This window comes from Companilactobacillus muriivasis, assembly GCF_036246245.1.
GTDB classification, from domain to species: Bacteria; Bacillota; Bacilli; order Lactobacillales; family Lactobacillaceae; genus Companilactobacillus; species Companilactobacillus muriivasis.
Genome location: NZ_BTTQ01000007.1, coordinates 24,709 through 47,337 on the forward strand (window position 1 = coordinate 24,709; position 22,629 = coordinate 47,337).

General features: G+C 37.9%; 20 protein-coding genes and 1 tRNA gene. 7 read left to right on the top strand and 14 right to left on the bottom strand.

All coding sequences use genetic code 11. The features are described from left to right. Window positions 1–113: 113 nt before the first annotated feature. Window positions 114–1,142, bottom strand: a complete 1,029-nt coding sequence (gene gap, locus AAA923_RS08560; RefSeq protein ID WP_338216350.1) for a type I glyceraldehyde-3-phosphate dehydrogenase — start codon at window positions 1,140–1,142, stop codon at window positions 114–116. Between the two features lie 34 nt (window positions 1,143–1,176). Beyond that, the gene (locus AAA923_RS08565; RefSeq protein ID WP_338216351.1) at window positions 1,177–2,223 is read right to left on the bottom strand and encodes a sugar-binding transcriptional regulator; all 1,047 of its coding nucleotides are present in this window, start codon (window positions 2,221–2,223) and stop codon (window positions 1,177–1,179) included. A 234-nt stretch (window positions 2,224–2,457) separates the two neighbouring features. Here AAA923_RS08565 and AAA923_RS08570 point away from each other — a divergent pair. Next, window positions 2,458–2,529, top strand: a tRNA-Arg gene (locus AAA923_RS08570). A 262-nt stretch (window positions 2,530–2,791) separates the two neighbouring features. On the opposite strand, the gene AAA923_RS08575 is transcribed toward AAA923_RS08570, so the two are convergent. The 7 genes from AAA923_RS08575 to AAA923_RS08605 form a co-directional block, all read right to left on the bottom strand. Then, a complete protein-coding gene (locus tag AAA923_RS08575; RefSeq protein ID WP_338216352.1) occupies window positions 2,792–3,583 on the bottom strand; it encodes an alpha/beta fold hydrolase in 792 nt (263 codons plus the stop codon). 38 nt (window positions 3,584–3,621) lie between these two features. Further along, the gene (locus tag AAA923_RS08580; RefSeq protein WP_338216354.1) at window positions 3,622–4,266 is read right to left on the bottom strand and encodes a malonate decarboxylase holo-ACP synthase; all 645 of its coding nucleotides are present in this window, start codon (window positions 4,264–4,266) and stop codon (window positions 3,622–3,624) included. After that, window positions 4,254–5,918 carry a biotin-independent malonate decarboxylase subunit beta gene (gene mdcD, locus AAA923_RS08585; RefSeq protein ID WP_338216356.1) on the bottom strand — a complete coding sequence of 555 codons (1,665 nt, stop codon included), beginning with the start codon at window positions 5,916–5,918 and terminating at the stop codon, window positions 4,254–4,256. The genes AAA923_RS08580 and mdcD overlap by 13 nt, the downstream gene beginning before the upstream one ends. Beyond that, window positions 5,908–6,207 carry a malonate decarboxylase subunit delta gene (locus AAA923_RS08590; RefSeq protein ID WP_041501741.1) on the bottom strand — a complete coding sequence of 100 codons (300 nt, stop codon included), beginning with the start codon at window positions 6,205–6,207 and terminating at the stop codon, window positions 5,908–5,910. Before AAA923_RS08590 ends, mdcD begins: the two co-directional genes overlap by 11 nt. A 249-nt stretch (window positions 6,208–6,456) precedes the next feature. Next, the gene (locus AAA923_RS08595) at window positions 6,457–7,254 is read right to left on the bottom strand and encodes a triphosphoribosyl-dephospho-CoA synthase (RefSeq protein ID WP_338216359.1); all 798 of its coding nucleotides are present in this window, start codon (window positions 7,252–7,254) and stop codon (window positions 6,457–6,459) included. A 1-nt stretch (window position 7,255) separates the two neighbouring features. Next, window positions 7,256–8,896 (bottom strand): malonate decarboxylase subunit alpha, encoded by a 1,641-nt coding sequence (gene mdcA / locus AAA923_RS08600; RefSeq protein WP_338216360.1) that lies wholly within the window; start codon window positions 8,894–8,896, stop codon window positions 7,256–7,258. Continuing rightward, window positions 8,889–9,797 (bottom strand): ACP S-malonyltransferase, encoded by a 909-nt coding sequence (locus tag AAA923_RS08605; protein ID WP_338216362.1) that lies wholly within the window; start codon window positions 9,795–9,797, stop codon window positions 8,889–8,891. Before AAA923_RS08605 ends, mdcA begins: the two co-directional genes overlap by 8 nt. A gap of 127 nt (window positions 9,798–9,924) precedes the next feature. On the opposite strand from AAA923_RS08605, the gene AAA923_RS08610 reads away from it, so the two are divergent. The 3 genes from AAA923_RS08610 (at window position 9,925) to clpP (ending at window position 12,757) form a co-directional block, all read left to right on the top strand. After that, window positions 9,925–10,800, top strand: coding sequence for a LysR family transcriptional regulator (locus tag AAA923_RS08610; protein ID WP_338216363.1), 876 nt, complete (start codon window positions 9,925–9,927; stop codon window positions 10,798–10,800). Window positions 10,801–10,886: 86 nt separating this feature from the next. Continuing rightward, window positions 10,887–12,014, top strand: a complete 1,128-nt coding sequence (locus tag AAA923_RS08615; RefSeq protein WP_338216365.1) for an acyltransferase — start codon at window positions 10,887–10,889, stop codon at window positions 12,012–12,014. 155 nt (window positions 12,015–12,169) lie between these two features. Further along, window positions 12,170–12,757: an ATP-dependent Clp endopeptidase proteolytic subunit ClpP gene (gene clpP / locus AAA923_RS08620; protein ID WP_338216366.1), complete on the top strand. Its 588-nt coding sequence runs from the start codon at window positions 12,170–12,172 to the stop codon at window positions 12,755–12,757. A 256-nt stretch (window positions 12,758–13,013) separates the two neighbouring features. On the opposite strand, the gene AAA923_RS08625 is transcribed toward clpP, so the two are convergent. Together AAA923_RS08625 and AAA923_RS08630 are read right to left on the bottom strand one after the other, a co-directional pair. Continuing rightward, the gene (locus AAA923_RS08625) at window positions 13,014–13,790 is read right to left on the bottom strand and encodes an ABC transporter permease (RefSeq protein ID WP_338216368.1); all 777 of its coding nucleotides are present in this window, start codon (window positions 13,788–13,790) and stop codon (window positions 13,014–13,016) included. 20 nt (window positions 13,791–13,810) lie between these two features. Beyond that, a complete protein-coding gene (locus AAA923_RS08630) occupies window positions 13,811–14,746 on the bottom strand; it encodes an ATP-binding cassette domain-containing protein (RefSeq protein ID WP_338216370.1) in 936 nt (311 codons plus the stop codon). Window positions 14,747–14,894: 148 nt separating this feature from the next. On the opposite strand from AAA923_RS08630, the gene AAA923_RS08635 reads away from it, so the two are divergent. From AAA923_RS08635 to AAA923_RS08645, 3 genes are all read left to right on the top strand, one after another. Next, complete coding sequence (locus AAA923_RS08635; protein WP_338216372.1) at window positions 14,895–15,410, top strand: MarR family winged helix-turn-helix transcriptional regulator; 516 nt, start codon at window positions 14,895–14,897, stop codon at window positions 15,408–15,410. Window positions 15,411–15,814: 404 nt separating this feature from the next. After that, a complete protein-coding gene (locus AAA923_RS08640) occupies window positions 15,815–17,206 on the top strand; it encodes a DHA2 family efflux MFS transporter permease subunit (RefSeq protein WP_338216373.1) in 1,392 nt (463 codons plus the stop codon). Window positions 17,207–17,713: 507 nt separating this feature from the next. Next, on the top strand, window positions 17,714–19,435 hold the full coding sequence (locus tag AAA923_RS08645) for a putative glycosyltransferase family protein (RefSeq protein WP_338216375.1): 1,722 nt from the start codon (window positions 17,714–17,716) through the stop codon (window positions 19,433–19,435). A gap of 262 nt (window positions 19,436–19,697) precedes the next feature. Here the strand turns inward: AAA923_RS08645 and whiA are convergent, their stop codons facing one another. Genes whiA through rapZ form a run of 3 tightly spaced genes read right to left on the bottom strand, consistent with a single transcriptional unit; the run spans window position 19,698 to window position 22,562 of the window. Further along, window positions 19,698–20,627: a DNA-binding protein WhiA gene (gene whiA / locus AAA923_RS08650; protein ID WP_338216377.1), complete on the bottom strand. Its 930-nt coding sequence runs from the start codon at window positions 20,625–20,627 to the stop codon at window positions 19,698–19,700. Beyond that, complete coding sequence (locus AAA923_RS08655; RefSeq protein ID WP_338216379.1) at window positions 20,627–21,661, bottom strand: gluconeogenesis factor YvcK family protein; 1,035 nt, start codon at window positions 21,659–21,661, stop codon at window positions 20,627–20,629. Before AAA923_RS08655 ends, whiA begins: the two co-directional genes overlap by 1 nt. Continuing rightward, entirely contained in the window at window positions 21,648–22,562 is a 915-nt protein-coding gene (rapZ, locus tag AAA923_RS08660) for an RNase adapter RapZ (RefSeq protein WP_338216381.1), read from the bottom strand. Before rapZ ends, AAA923_RS08655 begins: the two co-directional genes overlap by 14 nt. Window positions 22,563–22,629 lie beyond the last annotated feature (67 nt).

Here is a 22,629-nt window from a genome sequence, read left to right on the forward strand (position 1 = left end):
AATCCTCCAATATTTTCCTTAAAAAAAGGCGGAAGGAGTTATCCTCCCTCCGCCAATTTAAATCACACTAAATTAGGTTTTATCTTAAATTAGTTACTAGTTAAACTAATTGATTAGTCTAATGTAGCAAATTTTTCAAGTGTACGAACCATTTGTGCAGTAAATCCTGATTCGTTGTCATACCAAGCAACAGTCTTTACAACTTGTGAGTCACCTGAACCAACAATTTGTGTTTGTGTTGGGTCAAAGATTGAACCGAATGATGTACCGATAACGTCTGAAGATACGATTTCATCATCGTTGTAACCGAATGAAGGGTTGTTTTCTGTATACTTCTTAACAGCAGCGTTTACTTCGTCAACTGTAACTTCTTTACCAAGAGTTGCAACTAATTCTGTAACTGAACCAGTAATAACTGGAACACGTTGTGCATGTCCATCAAGCTTACCCTTCAATGCAGGAACAACCATACCTAAGGCTTTGGCAGCACCAGTTGAGTGAGGGATGATGTTAGCAGCAGCAGCACGTGCAGCACGAACATTACCTTTACGTTCTGGACCATCTTGAAGTTTTTGAGTAGCTGTGTAAGCATGGATAGTTGTCATTGTACCAGCTTTAATACCGAATTCTTCGTTTACGGCATTTGCTAGAGGTGCAAGACAGTTTGTTGTACATGAACCAGCTGAAGCAATCTTAACGTCGTTTGTAAGAACGTCATCGTTAACACCGTAAACAACTGTAGGCATGTTACCTGATGGAGCTGAGATCAATACACGTTTTGCACCAGCATCAAGGTGAGCTTGTGCTTTTTCTGATGATGTGTAGAAACCAGTACATTCAAGAACGATGTCAACACCGTCGTTAGCAACCCATTTAAGGTCTGCAGCGTTCATTTCAGCATATACAGGGATCTTCTTACCATCAACAACGATAGCTGAATCTTCAGCAGTGATCTTGTCAATTTCGAAGTTACCATGAGCAGTATCGTACTTCAATAGGTGAGCAAGCATAGCAGGTGAAGTTAAATCGTTAATTGCAACAACTTCCAAATCTGTCTTGCCAGCTGCTTGAAGTGCAGCGATACGGCGGAATGCCAAACGACCGATACGGCCAAATCCATTAATACCAACTTTTGTAGTCATACAAAAATTCCTCCTTCAGGAAATCAAAAAAATATTATTTTAAAGGGTTATCCCTTAAAATCAGCTTTGAGGCACCTTCATCAGTAATTAATACTGTATGATGAGGTGCGTTTTTCATATATGATTGAATTGCTTCAGCCTTACTTTGACCACCGGCAATTGCAATCACATGTTCTATTTTATCAAGGTCCTGGACGTGAAGTCCAATCCTAGGTACCTTATATACAAGTTTACCACTTCGATCAAAGAAATCACCAAAAGCTTCAGAAACAGCGTTACCACTGTCAACAATACTTTGTTCCTTTTCGGAAAGATTTCTCCGGTCGGCCATAATACTTGCCGTGCCAATGCTGTGAATCACAACATTACTTCTATATATTAGTTCAAGAACCGACTTAATTGAAGTCTCTTTTTGCAAAGATTCAAAACTTTTTTCGCTAATGTCCTCAGGAAGGTACATAGCTCGGTACTGACCTTGAGTTTTCAAGGCCATCTCTGCACAGACACTGTTTGCTTGAATCGTTACCGACTCACCTACTCCACCACGAGCTGGCACAAATACCAACTGACGATTTTTCGATAAATCAGGTGAAAGATTTCGAGCTACACGTGCCAAGGTACTTCCACCAGTGACAGAAATCATTGACTGTCCAGATGGTAAAAGTGATCCTAATAGTTGATTAAGTCTTCTTCCGAATGAATCAACCACCCGATATTGCTTATCAGCGTTACCAGGTAAAACGATACAACGACTAATTCCAAGCTTCTGGCTCAACTGCTTCTCTAAAAGAGCTGTTCCTTGGTAATTAGCTAATACATCGGTCAATCGAGCTACTACGTCGCTACCTGTTCTTGTCAAAGACATCCCAGATTTTGAAGAAATAAGTAAACCTTGTTTCTTTAGTAGATCGGTTTCAGTTCTTAAACCACGTTCAGTGATGTTAAGATCATCGGCTAACACTCTGCGTCCGACCGGCTCCATTAATGAGATACTCTGAAGTATTTTAAATCGCTTTTCCAGAGTCTTAATGAAGTCTGGGGCAACTAAATCCAGCAATTCTAAATCTTCATTATTAGTCATTTGATATACTCCATGGGGCAATTACTGTCCCTGTATGTCCATTTACGACCCATGTACTCAAAAAATAAAAGCCCAGATGAATTAAATCCATCTCTTAAGCACAGTTATAAGTATAAACTCTCTTGTGAAAATATCAAGTCATATGGTCGCAAAAAGTTAAATTTATATTATTTTTTTCATGATTTACTTTTTACACGGGTGTGCGATAGAATAAGATAGTGGCATGAGAGTAAGGCGCTGTTAGTGTAATGGATCGCACGCAGGATTCCGGTTCCTGAAATGCGGGTTCGACTCCCGCATGGCGCATTTGTTTCACAAAGTTTCACTTGTAAGTGTTGATAAATCAGCATTTCTAATTTAATTAGAGCTTAAGCAGAATATTATCCATAGAAAATAAGAGAATACTTCGGGTTTTACATCCGAAATATCCTCTTATTTTTTAGTTTTTAAGTTTTATATGATGTAACTATGAATAATGAAAGAAAGTTGTATTAAATGAACCAGCCAAATCATCTCCGAACTACTGATATAGGTGATTATATGGAAGTTCTCGCCTATCCTACAAGAATTATTGATATCTTCGATTAGACAATACAAAATGACGCAACAACTGATTGAACTGGTCAGGAACTTCGGCCATAATATCATGACCAGAATTATCTACCACAGCAGATGTGACATTATTACATGAATCAGACATCACCTTCGCAAAATCAGAATTATAATATGGACTATCTTGGGCGGCAACCAGCATAACTGGATGACTGCTTTTCTCCAACGCCTCTCGCCAATCTTTTGTTACATGATCGTATAGTAAAGGTAGATTTGAACTTCTATCAAAAGGATTCTTATTCTTAGCATCATTTAAATCTGATATGATACGTGGATCTATTCCCCTCAAAGTCTCATGAACATTGGCAGCTGTGGCAGTTGCAAAACGATAATTATCTTTATTAATATTCATAAATCCGTAACTCCAATTGGCATCATTTAACATTTTGACTGTTTGGTCGATGCCCATAACTGCTGCCACATTTTCATATCTCGCTAAAAAGCCATAACAAATACTTGCCCCCATGGAGTGACCAATCAACAAAGGTTTATCAAACTGCAAAAATTCTATCAACTCATGTAAATCAGTAATTAAACGCGTGATATTTAATCCCTGATTAGTTCGTTGCGATGCACCATGATTTCGATGATCATATGTTATCACTTGATAACCCATATTTACCAAATATTCAATCTGTAATTTCCATATCTGCTGATAGCCCCCAAAGCCAGCAATCAAGACAACTGGCTTGCCGGTTCCGTAAACGTTATAATCCAATTTAATTTTGTCATCTGTTAAAAATTTCATTGTCTACCAAAAAAATCTTGGAAAATTATCCAAGATTTTTAATCCTTCTCTATTTCTGTCCACGGATTTTTCGAAAGTTTTGGTCCATTAGCGGTCTTAATTAATATCGTTTTACTAGTATTATTTACAAACTCTTCTAATGAAAAGCCTTTTTGACCATGAACAACTTGTAAATCCGCGTGAACTCCAAATTGATTAAGCTGTTTTAGAAGCGCACTTGCCTCTTCACGTGATAGATGATTTTCTTCATATAAAATCAAATCCAGGTCACTACTATTTTTAGCAGTTGCTTGTTGACTGGCCAATTCAAAGCCAACGCTACCGCCAATGCCCCACTTATACTCGTTCATAATAGGAACAATTTTTGGTAAAGCATTGATTGCTGGTAACTCTCGACGGCTTTTTGAAAGTACATCCCACGTATCGTGTATTAGTGAATCCGGAGTGATTATATTTTCTGATACCACGGCTTTAACAGGAATATATCCAGCAAATCTCTGTTCACGTTTAACACCTCTGACACCTACAGGTACTTTGGCGTCAACGATATTTCCACGACGAATGATTACCAACGGTACTTTGGTCAAACTATCGACCACCCATTCAGGCTCTTTCTCATCACTGAAAAATTCCTCTGGATCAATTTTAACCAAATTATGCGGTGAAAATTCTATGCGTTCCATTGTTCAAAGACTGCCTTACGAACTGCATTTGTAGCCTTACGACCACTTTCAACAGCGATAGGTGTTTCGTAACGGAAGTGTAAATCTGCTGGTTTGCCAACAGTACTTTGGATTGCTTCGTCAATAATTGAATTGATCTTAGCCAGATTTTCATCAGTAGCTTCATATGAACCGATACCCTTAACTAGTTTGTAAAGAGCACCAAGTTTTTCATAATTGTCGATATCGTAAGCCATAGCTGGAACATGCTTGGTAGCTTCTTCAAGTTCAGCGATTGTACGTTGTGTAATACGTGCAGCACTAGCCTTTGACATAGCTTGGATAGTGATTGATGTATCGTCTAAGGCAATTAATCTATTTGATTGTAGACCATGTGCTAAGAAACCACCTGAGACAGCATCCCCTGGAATAAAGGCGATAACTGGGTGTCCAGCTTGACGAGCTTTAGCATAGGCAGCAGCACTTGAACCGAGGGCAACGTGGATACCAATTAACTCTTCTTGATAACCATAGGCTTGACTAGGTACATCAACAACCATAATGATAGGACGTTTTACATCCTTATCGGCATCATCAGCAACAACTTTGTTGACGATACTTGCAACAGCAAATCCTTCTTCAAGACCTACTTCACCATCGCGAACACGTGGGAACTTGTTGTCAGCATCTGGGACAATGGCAACGTATTCCTTACCATCTTTTTCAGCGTGCAAAACTGTAGATACAGAACTCTTGGCGTTCTTGACGCCTGTTAGTTTTTCAAACCATAGACGACCACGGCTCTTTGTACCTGGTTCGTTTCCTTCAACCGCATCAGCAATAACATGTTTTTCAGCCTTAATTTCTGGGTAAAGCTTACGATATCCTTCGATATCAAGTTTCTTGCTAGGATCAAGTTGATCTAACAATGATAGGTAGAAATCGACATGTTCAGTTCTGTGAGCATCTTTTTTAGCGTCGATAGCATCTGAAACTGACTTTTTAATGTCATCAACTGTATCATCGACAACTTCATCAACAAGTCCAGTTGCTAATCTTTGCTTAGTACCCAAAGTATTCCAAATCAAATCTTTATCGCTGGAATCGAACTCACGAACACCAGCTTCTTGTTCGATAACTTCTGGTCCGTTTAGAGCGATTCTAGCTTTCTTAGTAGCAATTAAATATGAAAGGATTGAAGCAGTAATTGACATACCACCGAATGAACCAACACGTCCAGGAACTAGACCGATAACTGGAACATACTTCTTCAATGCAATAACTGCATTTTGAATTTCTGAAATTGAAAGCAAACCATAGTTAGCCTCTTGTAGGCGAACACCACCAGTATCAAGAACGATAACTGGATAGATTGTCTTGCCAGCCTTGTTATCCTCTAAGGCCTTCTCCAATGCAGCAACAATCTTGGCACCACTAACCTCACCAATACCACCGCCTTGGAATTTACCTTCGATAGAAATAACTAGAGCGTTCTTATCATTGATAGTGCCACGCATTAAAACTACACCATCATCACTTTCAGGAACGATACCTTGTGGCTCCAAGTGTGGTGAAATCATATTATCAAGTGGTCCAACTAATTCACGGGCATTATCGTCAAGCAATGCCTCAGCACGTTCACGTGCATGCAATTCAACAAAACTATTTTTCATCGTGTAATGCCTCCATTGCTTGAGTTAAACGAAGATTTACAACACCAGGTGTTGAACCGAAGTCGTTGATCTCGATATTTGCTTGAATTGGATATCTTGCAAAGAAACGATCCAAAACATTTTTCCAAACTTCTTTAAAACCATCACTACCAGTAACAATACTTACAACAGTTTCATCAGAATCTGTTGGGCGAAAGATTACTTCAAGGTCACCAGAAGCAACTACACCAATGTGAACTGGTTTTTGAATGGGATTCTTAGTTTCAAATTTATAATGTAATTTTTCCATTTAATTTTCTCCTACATTTTTTAAATTAATTCATAGTGCTTATTGATAATTTATTATAAATATTCGCATCAATTACATTCCAGTATCCAAAATGAACTGAATATAAAAGATATTTGAATATTTTTACATTTAACAATTAATTAGTCGGAAGAGCTGGGAAATATTTATGTGCCGTGGTTCGAGACCGTCTTTTGGATTGGACCGTTCCGCACAGCTAGAGAATATTTCCCAGCTCTGTAGACGGAATACTTAATTTACCCTATCCGCTAAACTATCTAAAAAATAACTTGCTGCAAATAAATCTGCACAACCACCCGGTGAAATATTGTACTCACTGACGAATTTCTCCAACTCGACGAATTTGGGATTTTCAATAACCGGCGTGTTGCTCTCAAGTATTTCTCTTGAAATTCTTTGCAATGTTTGTAGAACTTTTAAATTACTGCGATAAACAATATTCGTATCGTTAACGTTGCTGTATAACAACATCAAGCGACGCATCCACAAATCATCTGCATCATTCGTGTAACTCAAAACTTTTCTAATATTAGGAAAGCCACTCTGAGCTTCACCACGTGCTCCTGATAAGGCGTACTTTTTCTTTGTTGCCATACCATGAGTTTTCTTAGCAGCCTGTGGAACATATTTATCTGGTAAATTAGCTAATGACTGTGCCGATAGTAATATTTGTTCGATATCATTTGTCTGCAATGCACTTGCAGCACTTATCAACAGACTCATTGTCCAGATAGCGCCTTTGTGAGTATTAACTCCATCAGTTGCTTGGAACATGTCTGCCTCTGTCTGTCTACCGATTGCACCGATATCTTCACGTAAACTAATATCGATGTCTCGATCAAAACTGACTTCAGCTGTCTGTTGGAATCCCGATAGTAAACTATCAGCTGACTTTAAGAACAAATTTAAATCCATATCATCATGTGACCCATTGGATAATGCATCTACTAATCCGGGCTTAGGAGTAAAGTTTACTTCCCACTTCAGAGCATCAACTGCTAATTGTGCAACAGATGTTTTAATTTGCATTTTATGACCAACTTCTGAACTTAGCTGGTGGATTGTATAGTCCATCTGACCAGCTTACTAAGTCGTCCATTGTTTGTGCAGCAAGTAGTGAACGTTTGGCTTCATTACGATGTACATCAAGATCTTCTGGCAATGCGACGATACCACGTGCACGTAAGTCAGCAAGTTTTTTAGGATCACTTCTCAATCCAACTGGTGTAACCCCCGCAATAGCTTCAATAGCAGCTTGTCTTTCAGCCATACTATCTGTCTTGTACAAGTATGCGATACCCTCTTCAGTAACGATATGAGTCGTATCTTCTGAATAAATCATAATAGGAACATTAGCTAATTTAGCTTCTTTTCTAACTTCTTCAGCATCCAAGTGGTCAACGAAAACTGGTTTCTTATTTGAACCGAATGTTTCAACCATTTGTACAACTAGTTTTTGTCCTTTACCTAGTGGATCATTGTCCGGACGTAGACTTTGCCATGCTGGTGTTGAGTGACGACGGCCTGTTGGGTTACTACCCATGTTAGGAGCACCACCGAATCCAGATAGACGACCATTTGTAACAGTTGAAGAGTTACCATATTTATCAATTTGTAGAGTTGAACCAACGAACATATCAAGTGCATATTGACCAGCCATTTGACCAAAAGCACGGTTTGATCTCATTGTTCCATCTTTACCAACGAAGAAAATGTCAGGACGGTGAGCGATGTAATTTTCCATACCAACTTCACCACCGAAACTGTGAATAGTCTTGACCCAGCCACTTTCAATCGCAGGAATCAATGTCGGTGTAGGGTTAACTTCCCAGTTAGGAACAATCTTGCCTTTCAAGCCTAGTTGTTCACCATATGTAGGTAGCAATAGTTCGATAGCGGCAGTATTAAAACCAACACCATGGTTAACTGTTTGTACATTATGTTTTTCATAGATACCACGGATTGCCATCATACCCATCAGAATTTGTAATTCAGTAATATTTTGTGGATCACGTGTGAATAGTGGTTCTAGTTGATATGGTTGGTCGGCTTGAATAACAACATCGACCCAGTCACCAGGAATATCAACACGTGGAACTTTATCAACTATTTCATTAGCTTGAACAATAACGATTCCGTCTTTGAAAGCAGCTGATTCAACGATTACAGGTGTCTCTTCTGTGTTAGCACCAGTGTACAAGTTACCGTCATGATCAACTTTATCGGCAGCAACTAGGACGACATTAGGAATCAAGTCAACGTATAGACGTGCATACAATTCAAGATATGTATGAATATCACCAACGGTCATTGTTCCATCAGCAATCATTTGTGAGATACGAGTACTTTGTGGTCCGGCAAATGAAAAGTCCAACTTGCTAGCAATACCTGTTTCGAAAATATCCAAATGTTCTGGTCTTGAAACAGATGACATAATCATGTGTAGGTCATGAACTTTTTCTGGATCAACCGAAGCTAATACTTTTGACAAGAAACTAGCTTGCTTTTGGTTATCTCCCTCCAAGACAACTTTGTCGCCGGGGTTAATTAAGTCCTCCAACAATTCCTTTGCGTTTTCAGTTTGTACAAACTTACCATCCATCATTGGTGCAACTTTTTCTAACTTAGCGTTTTTGGCATCACGATGTGTAGTCCAACTTCTTTTAGTCATTTATTTTCCTCCATTTTTTTAATAGAAATTCAGTATCATCAATTCCCATTTCACTCATGGTAATATTTCTCAGATCAGGCAATTTAGAATGAACCAACTTGGTGAATGCATGCCCGGGCATCACTTCAACCGTTGTATCAATACCCAATTCACTAGCAACACTCATCATCGTGTCCCAATAAACCGGATAAATCAGATTGTTGATCATGTCCTTTTTGACCTCATCTACTGTGTGAACGGCATGACCGTTGTAATTAGTTAGATAAGTACAATTGGGACGTTTCAATTCGACTGTCTTGAATGCTTCTTGCAAAGCATCAGCAGCTGATTGCATCAACGGTGAATGTGATGGATTCGGTACCTTCAAGATAAGTGCCTTTTGAGCACCATTGCCTTTTGCTAAAGCCAAAACTTTCTTGATACCATCTAACGAGCCAGACAATGCTGTCTGTAACTCTGAATTTTGATTTGAAACATAAACATCAGTTGCATCAACCTTTTCAACTAATGCAGTAACTTCTTTACGAGTCAATCCAACGATTGCTCCCATGCCATATCCAACCGGATAAGCTTCCTTCATCTTGGTTGAACGAAGAAAGACAATCTTAATTGCATCTTCTTCAGTCAAAACTCCAGCAGCAACTGCGGCACCAAACACTCCTAAAGAATGTCCAGCAACAACATCAGGCTTTTCATCAATACTGTGTAACTGTCTAATGTTAAATAATTGTAAAATCAAAATTCCTAATTGAATCTGTATGGAATCTTTGTAGGCCTCTTCATCATCGGTCAACTCAACCCCAGTCAAATCTTTAACTTTAGTTTTTAAATCCTGTGGTACGTTATCCAACATCCCCGAACGTTGTCCACCTTGTCCTGGGAATATCCATAAAGTACGCATACATTCACCTCCAAATCATCCTTATTTGCTGATCTCACATTTCCTAGTATAAAAGCGTAATCATAACGTGTATAATACATAAATTGAATGATACATAACTAAATGGTTATGAATGGAGGATATTGGGATGAATTTAACGCAATTAAAATGCTTTGCAGTCGTTGCGAATCAAGAAAGTATTACCAAAGCTGCTGAAATACTCTATATTTCACAACCAGCTGTCAGTAAAACTATCAAACAATTGGAAGACGAACTACAGGTTCAATTGTTCGATCGAACTGGTAGAACTCTAAAACTAAATCGTGCTGGTAGATTATTCTTTAGCTATGTTAATGATAGTTTGAAAGAATTGGATCGTGGTGTTAATGCTGTTCAAGGCGGGGTTGATAATTCCGATCAACCTATTTCAATCTTGTTGGAAGTGGCATCTCCTTTTATTCCCAGTATTGTTACCAATATCAAAGATAGGTTTCCAAATGTTAGGCTAAGTCTGGCACAGCATACGATCAGAGAAGCTGACTTTAAACAATTCGACTTTATCGTTACCAGTCATCCACTCAAGGATCTGACAAATGTTCCTGTATTAAAAGAAGAAATCTTCGTTGGTTGGAATTCAAAATTTGGTTATTCCAAGAAATTTATTAATCCAAAGGAAATTAAAAACGAAAAATTTGTCGGTCTGACTAAAAATAATCCTTTACGAAATACCATTGACCGTTATTTCAACGAACGAGGAATCTCTTTAAATTACATGTATGAAACTGACGATCCAGCAACTATTCGTGGTCTTATTGAAGCTGGTATTGGATTAAGTTTCATCCCTTCAGTAACCTGGCAAACTATTGATGAGCAAGTTCAACTAGCTAGATTGACTCCCGAACCGTTGCAGAGAACGATTTTTCTGTGCTCACCTGCTAGCAATTTGACCAACATTCAACGCGAAATCAGTAATGAATTAATCAAATTATTTTTGAGTTTCCAACGTTCGGAATTAAAAATTTGAGTTGCAATTTATTTTGGAAGCGATTATATTAACTTCTAAGAAGTCCTTTTGTTGATCTCACAATCAAACAAAAGGGGAAATGACTAATGAATTCAAGATTAGACAATACAAGACCCGCTGATATCGGGGACTACATGAAAGTCTTCGCTTGTACTGCCGTTATGATGCAGACTGTTCTTGGTGTCGTTCTAGGCACTAATCCACCAGACAACGCCCAAACATTTATTGGGATTGTTTATAATCTAGTTAAATTCACAGCTCCAGCCTTTATTTTTGGTATTTTATACACAACTACCAGAACTACCGGCAACAACAGCTGGAATAACTACGGTGGATATATGAAGAAACAATGGTCTGCTCTTTTTGTACCTACAATTTGGTGGACACTGGCGTATTTACTAATATTTCCAGACGTTCAACAAGTAAACCAATTTAATAGTGTCGGCAGTTTCTTATGGAACTTTATAAATGGTAATGCTGCACCGCACCTGTGGTATAACACTATGATGCTTCAATTTATCATTTTAATGCCATTCTTCTGGGCACTCGGACATTGGGTCAAGAAAAGTACTACTAATGCTATCTGGGCAATTGCTTTGACAGTTGTCGGCTATGCGGCATGGCTATACTTCTACGATGCCAACGTATTCCACGGACCCCAAGCTACTAACTGGTACCTATTAGATAGACTATTTGTTAGTTTCGTTATTTATGGAATATTTGGTGTTATCGCTTGGGTATATCGTGAAAAATTTGAAACAATTATTAGAAAGACTTGGATTTTCCTAGCTGTAGCAATCATTGCCGTTTATTATTGGACAAACAGTGAACTATCAGCTTATGGATTCCCTGTTCAATTGACTAATGCTCCTTACTACAAGCCATCAATGACTTTGTATGCATTATTAGTCATTAGTTTAGTTGCCGCATTATCAATGTATCATTTGCGCAACAACTCCAAGGCTCTACCTGTATTTCACTTCTTAGCTGTCTATGCTTACCGTGCATACCTATCAAACGTTTTCTGGTTCCAGATCATCTGGAGAATCTTCGGCCACAATTTGGCTTTGGCTCATCCAATCGTTGCCATTGTCGTTTGTTACTTGATTACATGGTGTCTAGCATTCACATCTGCTTACACATTCCACATTATCTGGTCACGTGTAAAATCAGGCTTTAATTCCAAAGAAGTCTCAGAGCAAGTCAAACAATGATTAAAAAAATGGGATTTGTGCGATAATGAAAAAGTTATCGTACAAATCCTAATTTTTTTTATATTTTGAGGTTTGTTTGTTGACCCACAAATCATATTATGCTAAATTAGCACTGTGCTATTAAGAGTGCTAATTAAAAACAGGAGGCATTTTAAATGTTAGTTCCTACAGTTATTGAACAAAGCTCACGTGGCGAACGTGCCTATGATATTTACTCAAGATTATTAAAAGATAGAATCATCATGCTATCTGGTGAGGTTAACAGCCAAATGGCTAATACAGTCATTGCTGAACTTCTATTCCTAGATGCTCAAGATTCTGACAAGGATATTTCAATGTACATCAACTCACCCGGTGGTTCAGTTACCGACGGTTTAGCCATTGTTGATACAATGAACTTTGTTAAATCTGATGTTCAAACTATCGCTACAGGATTAGCTGCATCAATGGGATCAGTTATCTTGTCATCAGGTACAAAGGGCAAACGTTTTGCACTTCCAAACTCAACTGTTCTTATTCACCAACCATTAGGTGGCGCACAAGGTCAACAGACTGAAATTGAAATTGCTGCTCAAGAAATTTTGAAGACAAGAAAGAGATTGAACCACATGTTGGCTGATAATTCTGGCCAAACATTCGAAAAACTTCAAAAGGATACTGATCGTGATAACTACATGACAGCCCAAGAAGCTAAAGACTATGGTTTGATTGATGATATTATGACAAACAAAGCTGACAAGTAGAAATAAGAGAGTGGAGAGCGACCGCTTAGATTTCGAGCATTTGCCTAGACTCACGAATTATTTGCGCCTTATGCAAATAGTTTGGGAGTCGTAGCAAAGCACAGAAATCTGTCGCTTGTAACTCGTTTCCAGAATTACTTTTAGTTAAAAAACATGATTTCGATAAAATTATCGAGATCATGTTTTTTTGTTTACCCTGAAGAAACAAAAAAGCTATCATATACAGATTTCATTATAATCTGCATATGATAGCTTTTTAATTATTACGGTTATATGCCCAAACTGTTAATGGAGCGAATACAACTACAATCATAATTCCGAAAAATAATACTAAGAATGCTTCATTTGTCCATCGACCCGTTGCCAAAATTTGTCTGATAGCAATGATCACATAAGTAATTGGATTCATATATGCGATGACTTGCATAGTTTTTGACAATGTGTGAATTGGAATAAATGCATTTGATAAAAATGATAAAGTCAACATAATCATAAGAGAAAAACTTTCAACTGTTGTAGCACTCTTAGCTAACATCCCTAGTAGTGCAAAGATCCAAGACAGTGCCCAACCGATAAAGATAGCAAGTAATCCACTGACAACAATTCCGCCGAGACCTGCTGCTGGACGCCATCCCATGATGTATCCGGTTGTTAATGAAGTTATTGTAGCAATCGTCAAGCGCAAAATATCAGCGAAAAGCTGACCTGCTAACGGTGCAATATGTGCCATTGGCAATGATTTAAAACGATCATATACTCCTGAATCCAAATCTTCTCTAATTTGTGAACCAGAACCTGATGAAGCTGATAGCATTGTTTGAATCAAAATTCCGGGAACAATTGTTGGTAAATAATTTTTAACGTTACCAGCGATGGCACCCCCAAATAAGTAACCGAACATCAACATAAACATGACTGGTTGAATAATAACATCCATCATTCTATCTGGGTTGTGAATTGTCTTTAATAAATTACGGTAAGCCATTGTTGCAGTATTCATAATTAAATTTCCACGGTGTGTTTGTACGTCCATAATAAAAGCCTCTATCCTTTTTAATTTTTACCAACGGTTAAACTCATAAATACGTCATCCAAAGATGGCTCTTGAACTGTTAGGTCGGTGATTGAAATTTTATCCTGTTGTAAAGTTGCCAATAATTTTGATAATTGTTCAACTCCAGCTAAATTGGTACTCAAGCGTTGCCCTGCCAGATGAACGGTTGCGCCTAATTTATCGGTAACTAATTTAACGGTTGAATCAACTTGCTGATCATCACTCACAGTAAAACTTAAATTAGTTCCACCAATCTGCTGCTTGAGTTCTGAAGGTGTCCCAATCTTAACCAGTTTTCCATGATCAATAACTGCTATTCTATCTGCTAATTGATCCGCCTCATCAAGATATTGGGTTGTTAATACAATTGTTGAACCCTGTGCCACCAATTTCCTGATTGTGTCCCACATCTGTGTTCTAGTTCGTGGATCCAATCCAGTAGTTGGTTCATCTAGGAAAATCAGAGCTGGACGAGTAATTAAGCTGACTGCCAAATCCAATCTGCGACGCATCCCACCAGAAAAATCTTTTAATGATTTGTCAGCTGAATTGACCAGTGAAAATTCTTCTAGCAACTCTTCAGTCCGTTTTTTGGAATCAGCTCGTGATAATCCATTTAATCTTGAAAAAATCATCAGGTTCTCACGGGCGGAAATATCTTCGTCAACCGATGCATATTGCCCTGTCAGTCCAAACATCGATCTGGCTAACTTTCCCTCACTAGCAGTATCGTGACCAAAAATTTTTACGGTTCCACTGGTGGATTTTAACAATGTAGTTATCATTCGCAACGTAGTGGTCTTCCCAGCACCATTAGGTCCTAAGAGTCCAAACACCTCACCTTGCTTGACGTTGAAAGAAATATCATCGACTGCTGTTTTATCGTTAAATTTTTTTGTTAAGTGGCTAACTTCGATTGCATTATTTAATGTCATTTTTTATTGCCTCGTTGTTTTATTAATTCATCAGGTTACCTGATTAAAATTAATCATAAGGGTACCTGACTAAAAATGCAAGTATTTTAATCAGGTTACCTGAATATTTTTTTATTAAGCTGTATAATAGCCTTTGGAGGTAATACTTATGCCCGATTTACTTAAACAAAAAAATGCCGCTGGAAAATTAATTGAGTTCGGTATGGTACGTCACGTTGCTGACAAAGTTGCTCACCGAAATACCGATGAAGATGAAAGAAAATTCATGTTTCAAGGTCAGGGAAAAATTCTGCTCGCCCTGTCACAATCTGATGGTCTTTCACAAAAAGAACTAGCTACACGACTTGACTTAAGCGCTCAGTCAACTGCTGAGTTCGTCAATAAACTAGTTAAAAAACAACTAGTCACCAAGGAAAAGTCCACAACCGATCGCCGTATGACAATTATTCGGATAACAGATTTAGGACGCCAAACAGCTACTATGGAATCATCAGTACCCGAATTTTTAAATGCCTTGACCGATGAAGAACTTGATCAGTTTGCCAATATTCTGAGTAAAATAAATACTCACCTATATGAAGAAATAGAAAATACTGACCATCAAAACTTATTTAATAGATCTAAGCAAATGATAAAAGATGGTATCCGCGATTGGTTCCTTTAAAAATCAAATATTTCCCAGCTCTTCCGACTAATTAACCGTTATTAATTAAGTATTGGAACATTCAAATGTTTTATGTTGAATTCACTTTTGAAACCAAAATATAATTGAAACAAACATCTGTAACAAATGAGTTGGAAGAGCTGAGAGCATTCATCACCACCGGGCGTGTTGGAGACTTGCTGGTTTTGCAAGGCTTCAACCGAGGTTCGAGACCGCTCTTCGGCTCGAGCCGTTCCGCGTAGCAGATGAATGCTCTCAGCTCTGGAGACGGGAACCTTAAATACATAATGGACATTAAAAATACTGTCAAAATTGTTATAAATTAATCAATCAATTGGACAGCATTTTTATTTTAGGCTATCCTTAAATTGTTATTAGACTAAACAAAAGAAAGGGGTATTTTTATGAATAAAGGTGAAATCCAAAATAGCCTGGCCCGTAAGTTATTCATCATCACTTTGTTATCCGGAACTTTTACAATGTCAATCAGTCAGTCGTCACTATCAACTGCCTATCCAACCTTGATGAAATTCTTCGGTGTTACGGCTCCCACAATCCAATGGTTAACTACTGGTTTCATGCTGATTATGTGTATCATGATGCCAATCAGTCCATGGTTGTTAAATAACTTTTCATTCAAAAAAATCTTTTTAAGTGTTGTCGCAATTTTTGCACTCGGAACTTTCGTCATCATCATTGCACCAAACTTTCCCATCGCCATGTTGGGTCGGGCTTTAGAAGCTATCGGTGTTGGAGTTTTATTCCCGTCATTTCAATCTGTTCTAATGTCCATTACACCCGAATCAAATCGTGGTGCAACTATGGGTTACGCCGGTCTAGTCATGGGCTCAGCTTTAGCTAGTGGTCCAATTATTTCCGGGATTGTTCTAAACTTTGTTCAATGGCAAGGACTATTCGTCATCTTTTTGTTAATTATGATCGTAATTTTTATCAGTGGTCTTATTTATATCAAAGATGTCATGCCTCGTCACAAAGCTAGTTTAGATTTAATTTCAACCGTCTACCTACTTGGTGTCATTGGCCTGCTCTATGTGGTCAATCAAGCTGGAGCAACTAAGAGTTTTGGCACTAACTTGGTGATTCTACTCGTCATCAGTCTTTTATTAACGTTCTTATTTATTCACCGTCAGTTAACCAAAAAGGAACCCCTACTCGATTTGAAAGTTATGAAAAACTTCAATTTCGACTTAGCAGTTTTGCTAACAGGATTCTCGTATATTTCACTGATTGTCGTGACTATTATTTACCCACTCTATTACCAAAATATCTTGCATACTTCAGTTCTAATGTCAGGTTTGGCTTTAGTTCCACCAGCCATCGTCCTCAGTATCTTGAATCCATTGACTGGTAAACTTGCCGATCGAATCGGATTCAAATCGACTTTATTAATCGGTATGTCAATGATTGTTGTCGGTTGGTTCTTACTATTTGCCATCCACACGAAATTAAGTATTTGGCCAATGATTTTGATTGCTGCATTAATTGAAGGAGGAAATGCCTTTGTTATGATGCCTGCCACAACTTTGGGTGGAAATTCTTTGTCAGAAGAATTATTGCCTCATGGTACTGCAATCATCACGACCGTTCGTCAATTGCTCGGCTCATTAGGCGTCAGCTTAGCAACATTGATTTTGGTTACAACTAATCAAAATCATCATTTACCTGCCAATACCGGTTTAATCGGTTTTCAAAAAGTCTTCGCATTCTTCTTTGGCATGGCAATTATTGGTTTGATTTTTGCTTTATTGATTAAAAATAATAAGAAGACAGCTTAAAATTCTCAAATTAAAAAAGTCAGATAAATTCCGAACGGAAAATATCTGACTTTTTTGTTTGCTAAAAATCCATCAGAAACATTTTATAACATTACCTGTTGCGTGACTCTGATGGATTTTAACCATAAGCTATTTCTTCAACCAACCCAAGTGAAGTATAATTAATCTTTGGATTACACATGGTGCTATTTGATAGCCGACTATAAATATCCAACATGAATATAAAGACATTTGAACACTTTTACATTCAATTAATAACCATGAACTAGTCGGAAGAGCTGGGAAATATTTGTGTGCCGTGGTAGTGGTATAAGCACGGGAAGAATTTCCCGTACTTATACCAACGGGCGTATTTGGAGACTTGACGAACCGTGTCAAGGCTTCAAACCGAGGTTCGAGACCGCACTATGGCTCGAACCGGTCCGCACAGCTTGTGAATATTTCCCAGCTCTGGAGACGGAATTTTTAAATAGCACTACATATCTATTTTATTTAGGAGGGGAAATTTTGAATTCAAAGAATAAACCCGCTCTACAAACTATTTTTATTGCCCTATTATTTTTCGTAGTTTTATTAGCATGGACACTGTGGCAATTCCACTTTAATTACATGGTCTCCATGTATGATACATACTTTCATTCCCAGCGTATTTATGAAATCAGACTGGCTTTTCAGCAACATTCACTGCCAAGTTGGGTCAATTTCAATACCTTCTTCAACACTGGACAAGCCGTCAATGGCATGTATCCCGATTTTACGCTCTGGCCCTTTGTTTGGATAACAAACTTCTTAACGCCAATCCATCAACAAATTGCGATTAAAACGTTGATTTATGCTTTAATATTTATCGTTTCATTCATTTCCTTAAACAAACGTTTTGACAGTCGTAACGCCATTTTAGCTGCAACAATTTTTGTCCTATCAGGTTCGGCAATAAAAGATTTAACTAGTGAAATGCAAACCGGTACAGCGATCGTTATGATTTTTGCTTTTCCATTGCTCTTTACACTTAAAGATGCCATTGAAAGTGATAAAATCGATCCACCTTTAATTATCAAAACAGCATTATTAATGACTATTGTCATCAATTCTCACCTGCTAAGTGCTATTGCTATCACAATCATTGCTGGTATTTTTTTAATAATTGAAACAATTATTAAGAAGAATTACTTAGCTTGGTTAAATTTACTCATCGCCGCTTTTTTAACAGTTGTCCTCTGTCTACCGATAATTTATCGGATCATTCGGATTTCTAAAACTGGCTTGCTGGCACCATTTGGTAAAGGACACGTTATCAGTGAACCAATTTGGACGTTGTTTATGACGACTCGTTGGAATGCTAAATCAACTATCTCTATAACGGCAATTATCCTGCTAGTCATCACCATAGTTGGTCTCAAAAAAAATAAACTCAAGCAATTATTACCATGGTTTTACGTTGAGTTAGCCTTGATTCTGTTCAGTACCAATATCATCCCTTGGGGTCTATTAGGTCGTCTGCCAATCATCAACACATTCCAATATGCAAACTGGCGCTTTGCTCCTTTCTTGGGCATGATTCCATTAATTCTGGTATTGATTAACTTCAATCAGAAACACACACGTATCATCTTCGTTAGCATGGTCGTTTTATCGTATGTAATGGCAGTACAAACAGCTTTCCACGACCAATATTTCAAAACTGCCCACAGTCCTATCGTCACTCAATATTCCAAAACAGTGGTCCCTCTGAATGCCAATGCTAAAGTCACTTCATCAGGTATCAATAGTGACAAACTCATGCGCACGTTAATCCCAGACTACGCCCCAAATTCTGTTCCCGTTCAAAAAGGCTCAGACGGTGCCAGTTTGGATCCGCAAGTTTCATACCTAATTTCTCACCACTTGGCTGTCACTGAACAACGTGATATTCCATTAGAACATTCGACAACAGCTAATTCATTAACTTTAACTGCATCAAATGTTCCCAAAGGAAATATCAAATTGCCAGTCTTCGGTTATCGAACACTAAACTATCGCATCACATCCAATGGTAAATTAGTTCCGTTCAAAATTGACAGCACTGGTTTTATCAATATCAACAATCAACATGCCTACAAGCAAGTCAGCTATAAAATAATCCAAATTCAACCAACACTTTATCGCCCGTTGATTTGGTTATCATTTACACTGTTCTTCGCTTTAGTAATCGTATTATTAATTCCAACTATCAAACAATTAAGAATGTAAAAAAATGAGCCGATAATCATAAAAAGATTATCGACTCATTTTTGATTTAAACTATTCAACTTTTTAAAATAACAACTTAGTTGGAAGAGCTGAGAGTATTCATCAGCAGCGAAAGTGGCGTTATGGCTTTAGCCATTACACCACCGGGCGTGTTGGAGACATTTCGGTCTTTGAAAAGGCTTCAACCAAGGTTCGAGACCGCTCTTTGGCTCGGACCGTACCGCGCAGCAGATGAATACTCTCAGCTCTGGAAACGGCAGATTTAAGCTGACTCAGCCAGTTCGTTCAGTTTTCTCAATCGATGATTGATACCTGATTTAGAAATAGCTCCACTAGGAACCATATCGCCTAATTCCTTCAAAGAAACTTCGGGATTTTCCAAACGCAAGACCGCAATCTCACGTAATTTATCAGGTAGAGAATCCAAGCCAACTGTAGCTTGTAAATGTTTAATATTTTCAATTTGACGTTCGGCAGCAGCTACAGTCTTATTGATATTAGCATTCTCGCAATTAACCAAACGGTTAACTGAATTTCTCATATCACGGACAATTCTAATATCCTCAAACTTTAACATAGAATTAGTAGCACCAATCACCTGCAAGAAGTCTGCAATTTTTTCAGCTTCCTTCAAGTAAACGATATAACCATTCCGACGCCTAGTTGTCCGAGCGTTCAAATGAAAGTAATTCATCATCTGAGCAATTCCCTCATTATGAGTTTCATACAATGAATAAATCTCCAAATGATATCTGGAAGTCTCCGGATTATTAACACTTCCGGTAGCCAAAAAAGCTCCACGAAGATATGAACGCATCCGTTGATCTTCAGTCAATACTTCTTCTGGTACATCGGTATTAATCGACAAGCCAGACTCATCCAAAATATCCAAGTCAGTCAAAACTTTGTTGGTATCATGTTTTAAACGAACTAGATATTGATTATTTTTCTTCAATTTCATCTTTTTACGCACAAGCAATTCTGATTCCATACCATACTTTTGCTTTATCAAAGAAAAAATTCTTCTGGCAATTGCAGCGTTCTCAGTTTGTGCGGTTAAGACGAAGTGATGATTTTGTATGCTTAATGAGCCATTCATTCGTAACAATGCTGATAATTCTACTCGAGCATGTTCTGGATGGACGACTAACTTTGTGAGTTCCTGTTTGACCTCACTTGCGTAAGAAACCACTAACGTCTCACCTCATTTTTTCTATTTCCAGATTGCAAGGATAGACTAATAATTTCCTTGGCAACCTTTTCTCCATCATGGAATGCACCTTTATCGTGCAATGACAAGAAGTCATCTTGGATAACTTTGCAACCCATGTTTCGTAAATCTTCAAAATCTGTTTGTACCTGATTGACATACTCGTCATATTTCTTATGATCCATATATCCCTTAGGTATTTTTCTCGTGTTAACTAGGACAGTATCAATAAAGTTACCGCCTAAATGTTCATTCAAAACCTTGACGTGATCAGCATCAGTAAAGCCTTCAGTTTCACCAATCTGTGTCATGATGTTACAAATATAAACAACTTCAGCAGATGTTTTCTTAACAGCTTCACCGATATCGCTGATCATCAAGTTAGGCAAAATACTTGTGAACAAACTACCAGGACCTAAGACAACAACGTCAGCTTGCATAATTGAAGCAATAACTGAAATAACTGACTTTGGTTCCTCTTCTGGTTCATCTGAATTTGTGACCCAAACTCGCTTAACATGCTTACCAGAGTGCGTAATTTCGTGCTCTCCGGCTAGTTTAGTTCCATCGGTAAACTCAGCATGCAATGTCAATTTAGTATTGCTAGCTGGGTAAACATGGCCATCAACGTGCATCATTTTAGATAGTTCTTGTACGGCGTCAAAAATATTAGGTGACATTTCCGTTAAAGCAGCAATGATGAGATTTCCAATCGCATGACCAGAAAAGAAATCGTCGTTAGTCTTAAAACGATATTGGAAGACATCTAAGTCTACTTTAGGTAAATCTGAAAGAGATGCTAAAACGTTTCGAATATCCCCAGGAGGGACAACGTTGATATAATCACGAATGATACCAGATGATCCCCCATCATCGGCTACGGTAACAATTGCGGTAATATTAGCATCCATGTTTCTTAAACTGTTCAATACAACTGGTAAACCAGTACCCCCACCTATAACTACAACTCTTGGACGACGTCCTTTAACAACCCGAACTATCCTATTTGTTGCCATGTTCGATTACCTTCTTTTGCGATTTTTCCATGTCACGGTGAGTAATATCGACGTAGTATTTCTTCTTCAAATCCATACCAAGTCGTTGGGCAATTGCAACGGAACGATGTTGACCACCAGTACAACCAATTGCAATTGTTAAACTAGTTTTCCCTTCTTTTTCATATCCGGGAACAATATCTTTCATCAAATCATAAAATTTATTATAAAAATTCTGAGTTTCAGCATCATCCATGACATAATCATAAACAGGCTTATCCATTCCGGTTTGAGTCTTTAACTCTTTAATATAGAATGGATTTCTCAAGAATCTCACATCCATGACAATATCAGCGTCGATTGGCAATCCATATTTGAAACCAAATGATAATACTTCAATATGGAAAGTTGGAACAACTGAACTCTCTTGGAAATTATCAAAAATTTCTTCACGAAGTTGACGAGGTGTTAAATCAGTCGTATTAATTTCAACTGAAGCACGTCCTCTAATTTCAGATAACAGTTCTCTTTCTTTTTGAATACCGTCCAACAAACGGCCTTCCATAGCTAACGGATGGCTGCGACGGGTTTCTTTATAACGAGAAACCAGTTCTTCATCGGAAGCATTCAAGAAGAGAATCTTCATATCAACTTTTTGATGTTTTTCTTGTTCATCTTCATCCATTTTTGAGAGCATAGAAAAAATCTCATCATAAAATGAACGTGATCTAATATCTACAACTAGTGCTACTTTTTTGATCGTACCGGATTCATGTACTAACTCCCAAAACTTAGGAAGCAAGTTAGGTGGCATGTTATCAATACAAAAATATCCTAAATCTTCAAAGGATTGCATGGCAACAGTCTTACCAGCGCCACTCATTCCGGTAACAATGACCAAACTAAGCATATCTTCTGCCATATTGCACCTCACATTCGCATATAAGCATAACACAACATCCCTGGCGTGTCAGTTTTGTAATTTAAAA

Bases quoted from the DNA above. Each gene is read 5' to 3' on its own strand.
- AAA923_RS08655 (WP_338216379.1), bottom strand. From the start codon at position 21,661: ATGGCAACAAATAGGATAGTTCGGGTTGTTAAAGGACGTCGTCCAAGA.
- AAA923_RS08590 (WP_041501741.1), bottom strand. From the start codon at position 6,207: ATGGAAAAATTACATTATAAATTTGAAACTAAGAATCCCATTCAAAAA.
- AAA923_RS08615 (WP_338216365.1), top strand. From the start codon at position 10,887: ATGAATTCAAGATTAGACAATACAAGACCCGCTGATATCGGGGACTAC.
- AAA923_RS08595 (WP_338216359.1), bottom strand. From the start codon at position 7,254: ATGCAAATTAAAACATCTGTTGCACAATTAGCAGTTGATGCTCTGAAG.
- AAA923_RS08580 (WP_338216354.1), bottom strand. From the start codon at position 4,266: ATGGAACGCATAGAATTTTCACCGCATAATTTGGTTAAAATTGATCCA.
- AAA923_RS08640 (WP_338216373.1), top strand. From the start codon at position 15,815: ATGAATAAAGGTGAAATCCAAAATAGCCTGGCCCGTAAGTTATTCATC.
- AAA923_RS08605 (WP_338216362.1), bottom strand. From the start codon at position 9,797: ATGCGTACTTTATGGATATTCCCAGGACAAGGTGGACAACGTTCGGGG.
- mdcA (WP_338216360.1), bottom strand. From the start codon at position 8,896: ATGACTAAAAGAAGTTGGACTACACATCGTGATGCCAAAAACGCTAAG.
- AAA923_RS08625 (WP_338216368.1), bottom strand. From the start codon at position 13,790: ATGGACGTACAAACACACCGTGGAAATTTAATTATGAATACTGCAACA.
- AAA923_RS08565 (WP_338216351.1), bottom strand. From the start codon at position 2,223: ATGACTAATAATGAAGATTTAGAATTGCTGGATTTAGTTGCCCCAGAC.
- AAA923_RS08630 (WP_338216370.1), bottom strand. From the start codon at position 14,746: ATGACATTAAATAATGCAATCGAAGTTAGCCACTTAACAAAAAAATTT.
- AAA923_RS08610 (WP_338216363.1), top strand. From the start codon at position 9,925: ATGAATTTAACGCAATTAAAATGCTTTGCAGTCGTTGCGAATCAAGAA.
- rapZ (WP_338216381.1), bottom strand. From the start codon at position 22,562: ATGGCAGAAGATATGCTTAGTTTGGTCATTGTTACCGGAATGAGTGGC.
- clpP (WP_338216366.1), top strand. From the start codon at position 12,170: ATGTTAGTTCCTACAGTTATTGAACAAAGCTCACGTGGCGAACGTGCC.
- AAA923_RS08635 (WP_338216372.1), top strand. From the start codon at position 14,895: ATGCCCGATTTACTTAAACAAAAAAATGCCGCTGGAAAATTAATTGAG.
- mdcD (WP_338216356.1), bottom strand. From the start codon at position 5,918: ATGAAAAATAGTTTTGTTGAATTGCATGCACGTGAACGTGCTGAGGCA.
- AAA923_RS08575 (WP_338216352.1), bottom strand. From the start codon at position 3,583: ATGAAATTTTTAACAGATGACAAAATTAAATTGGATTATAACGTTTAC.
- gap (WP_338216350.1), bottom strand. From the start codon at position 1,142: ATGACTACAAAAGTTGGTATTAATGGATTTGGCCGTATCGGTCGTTTG.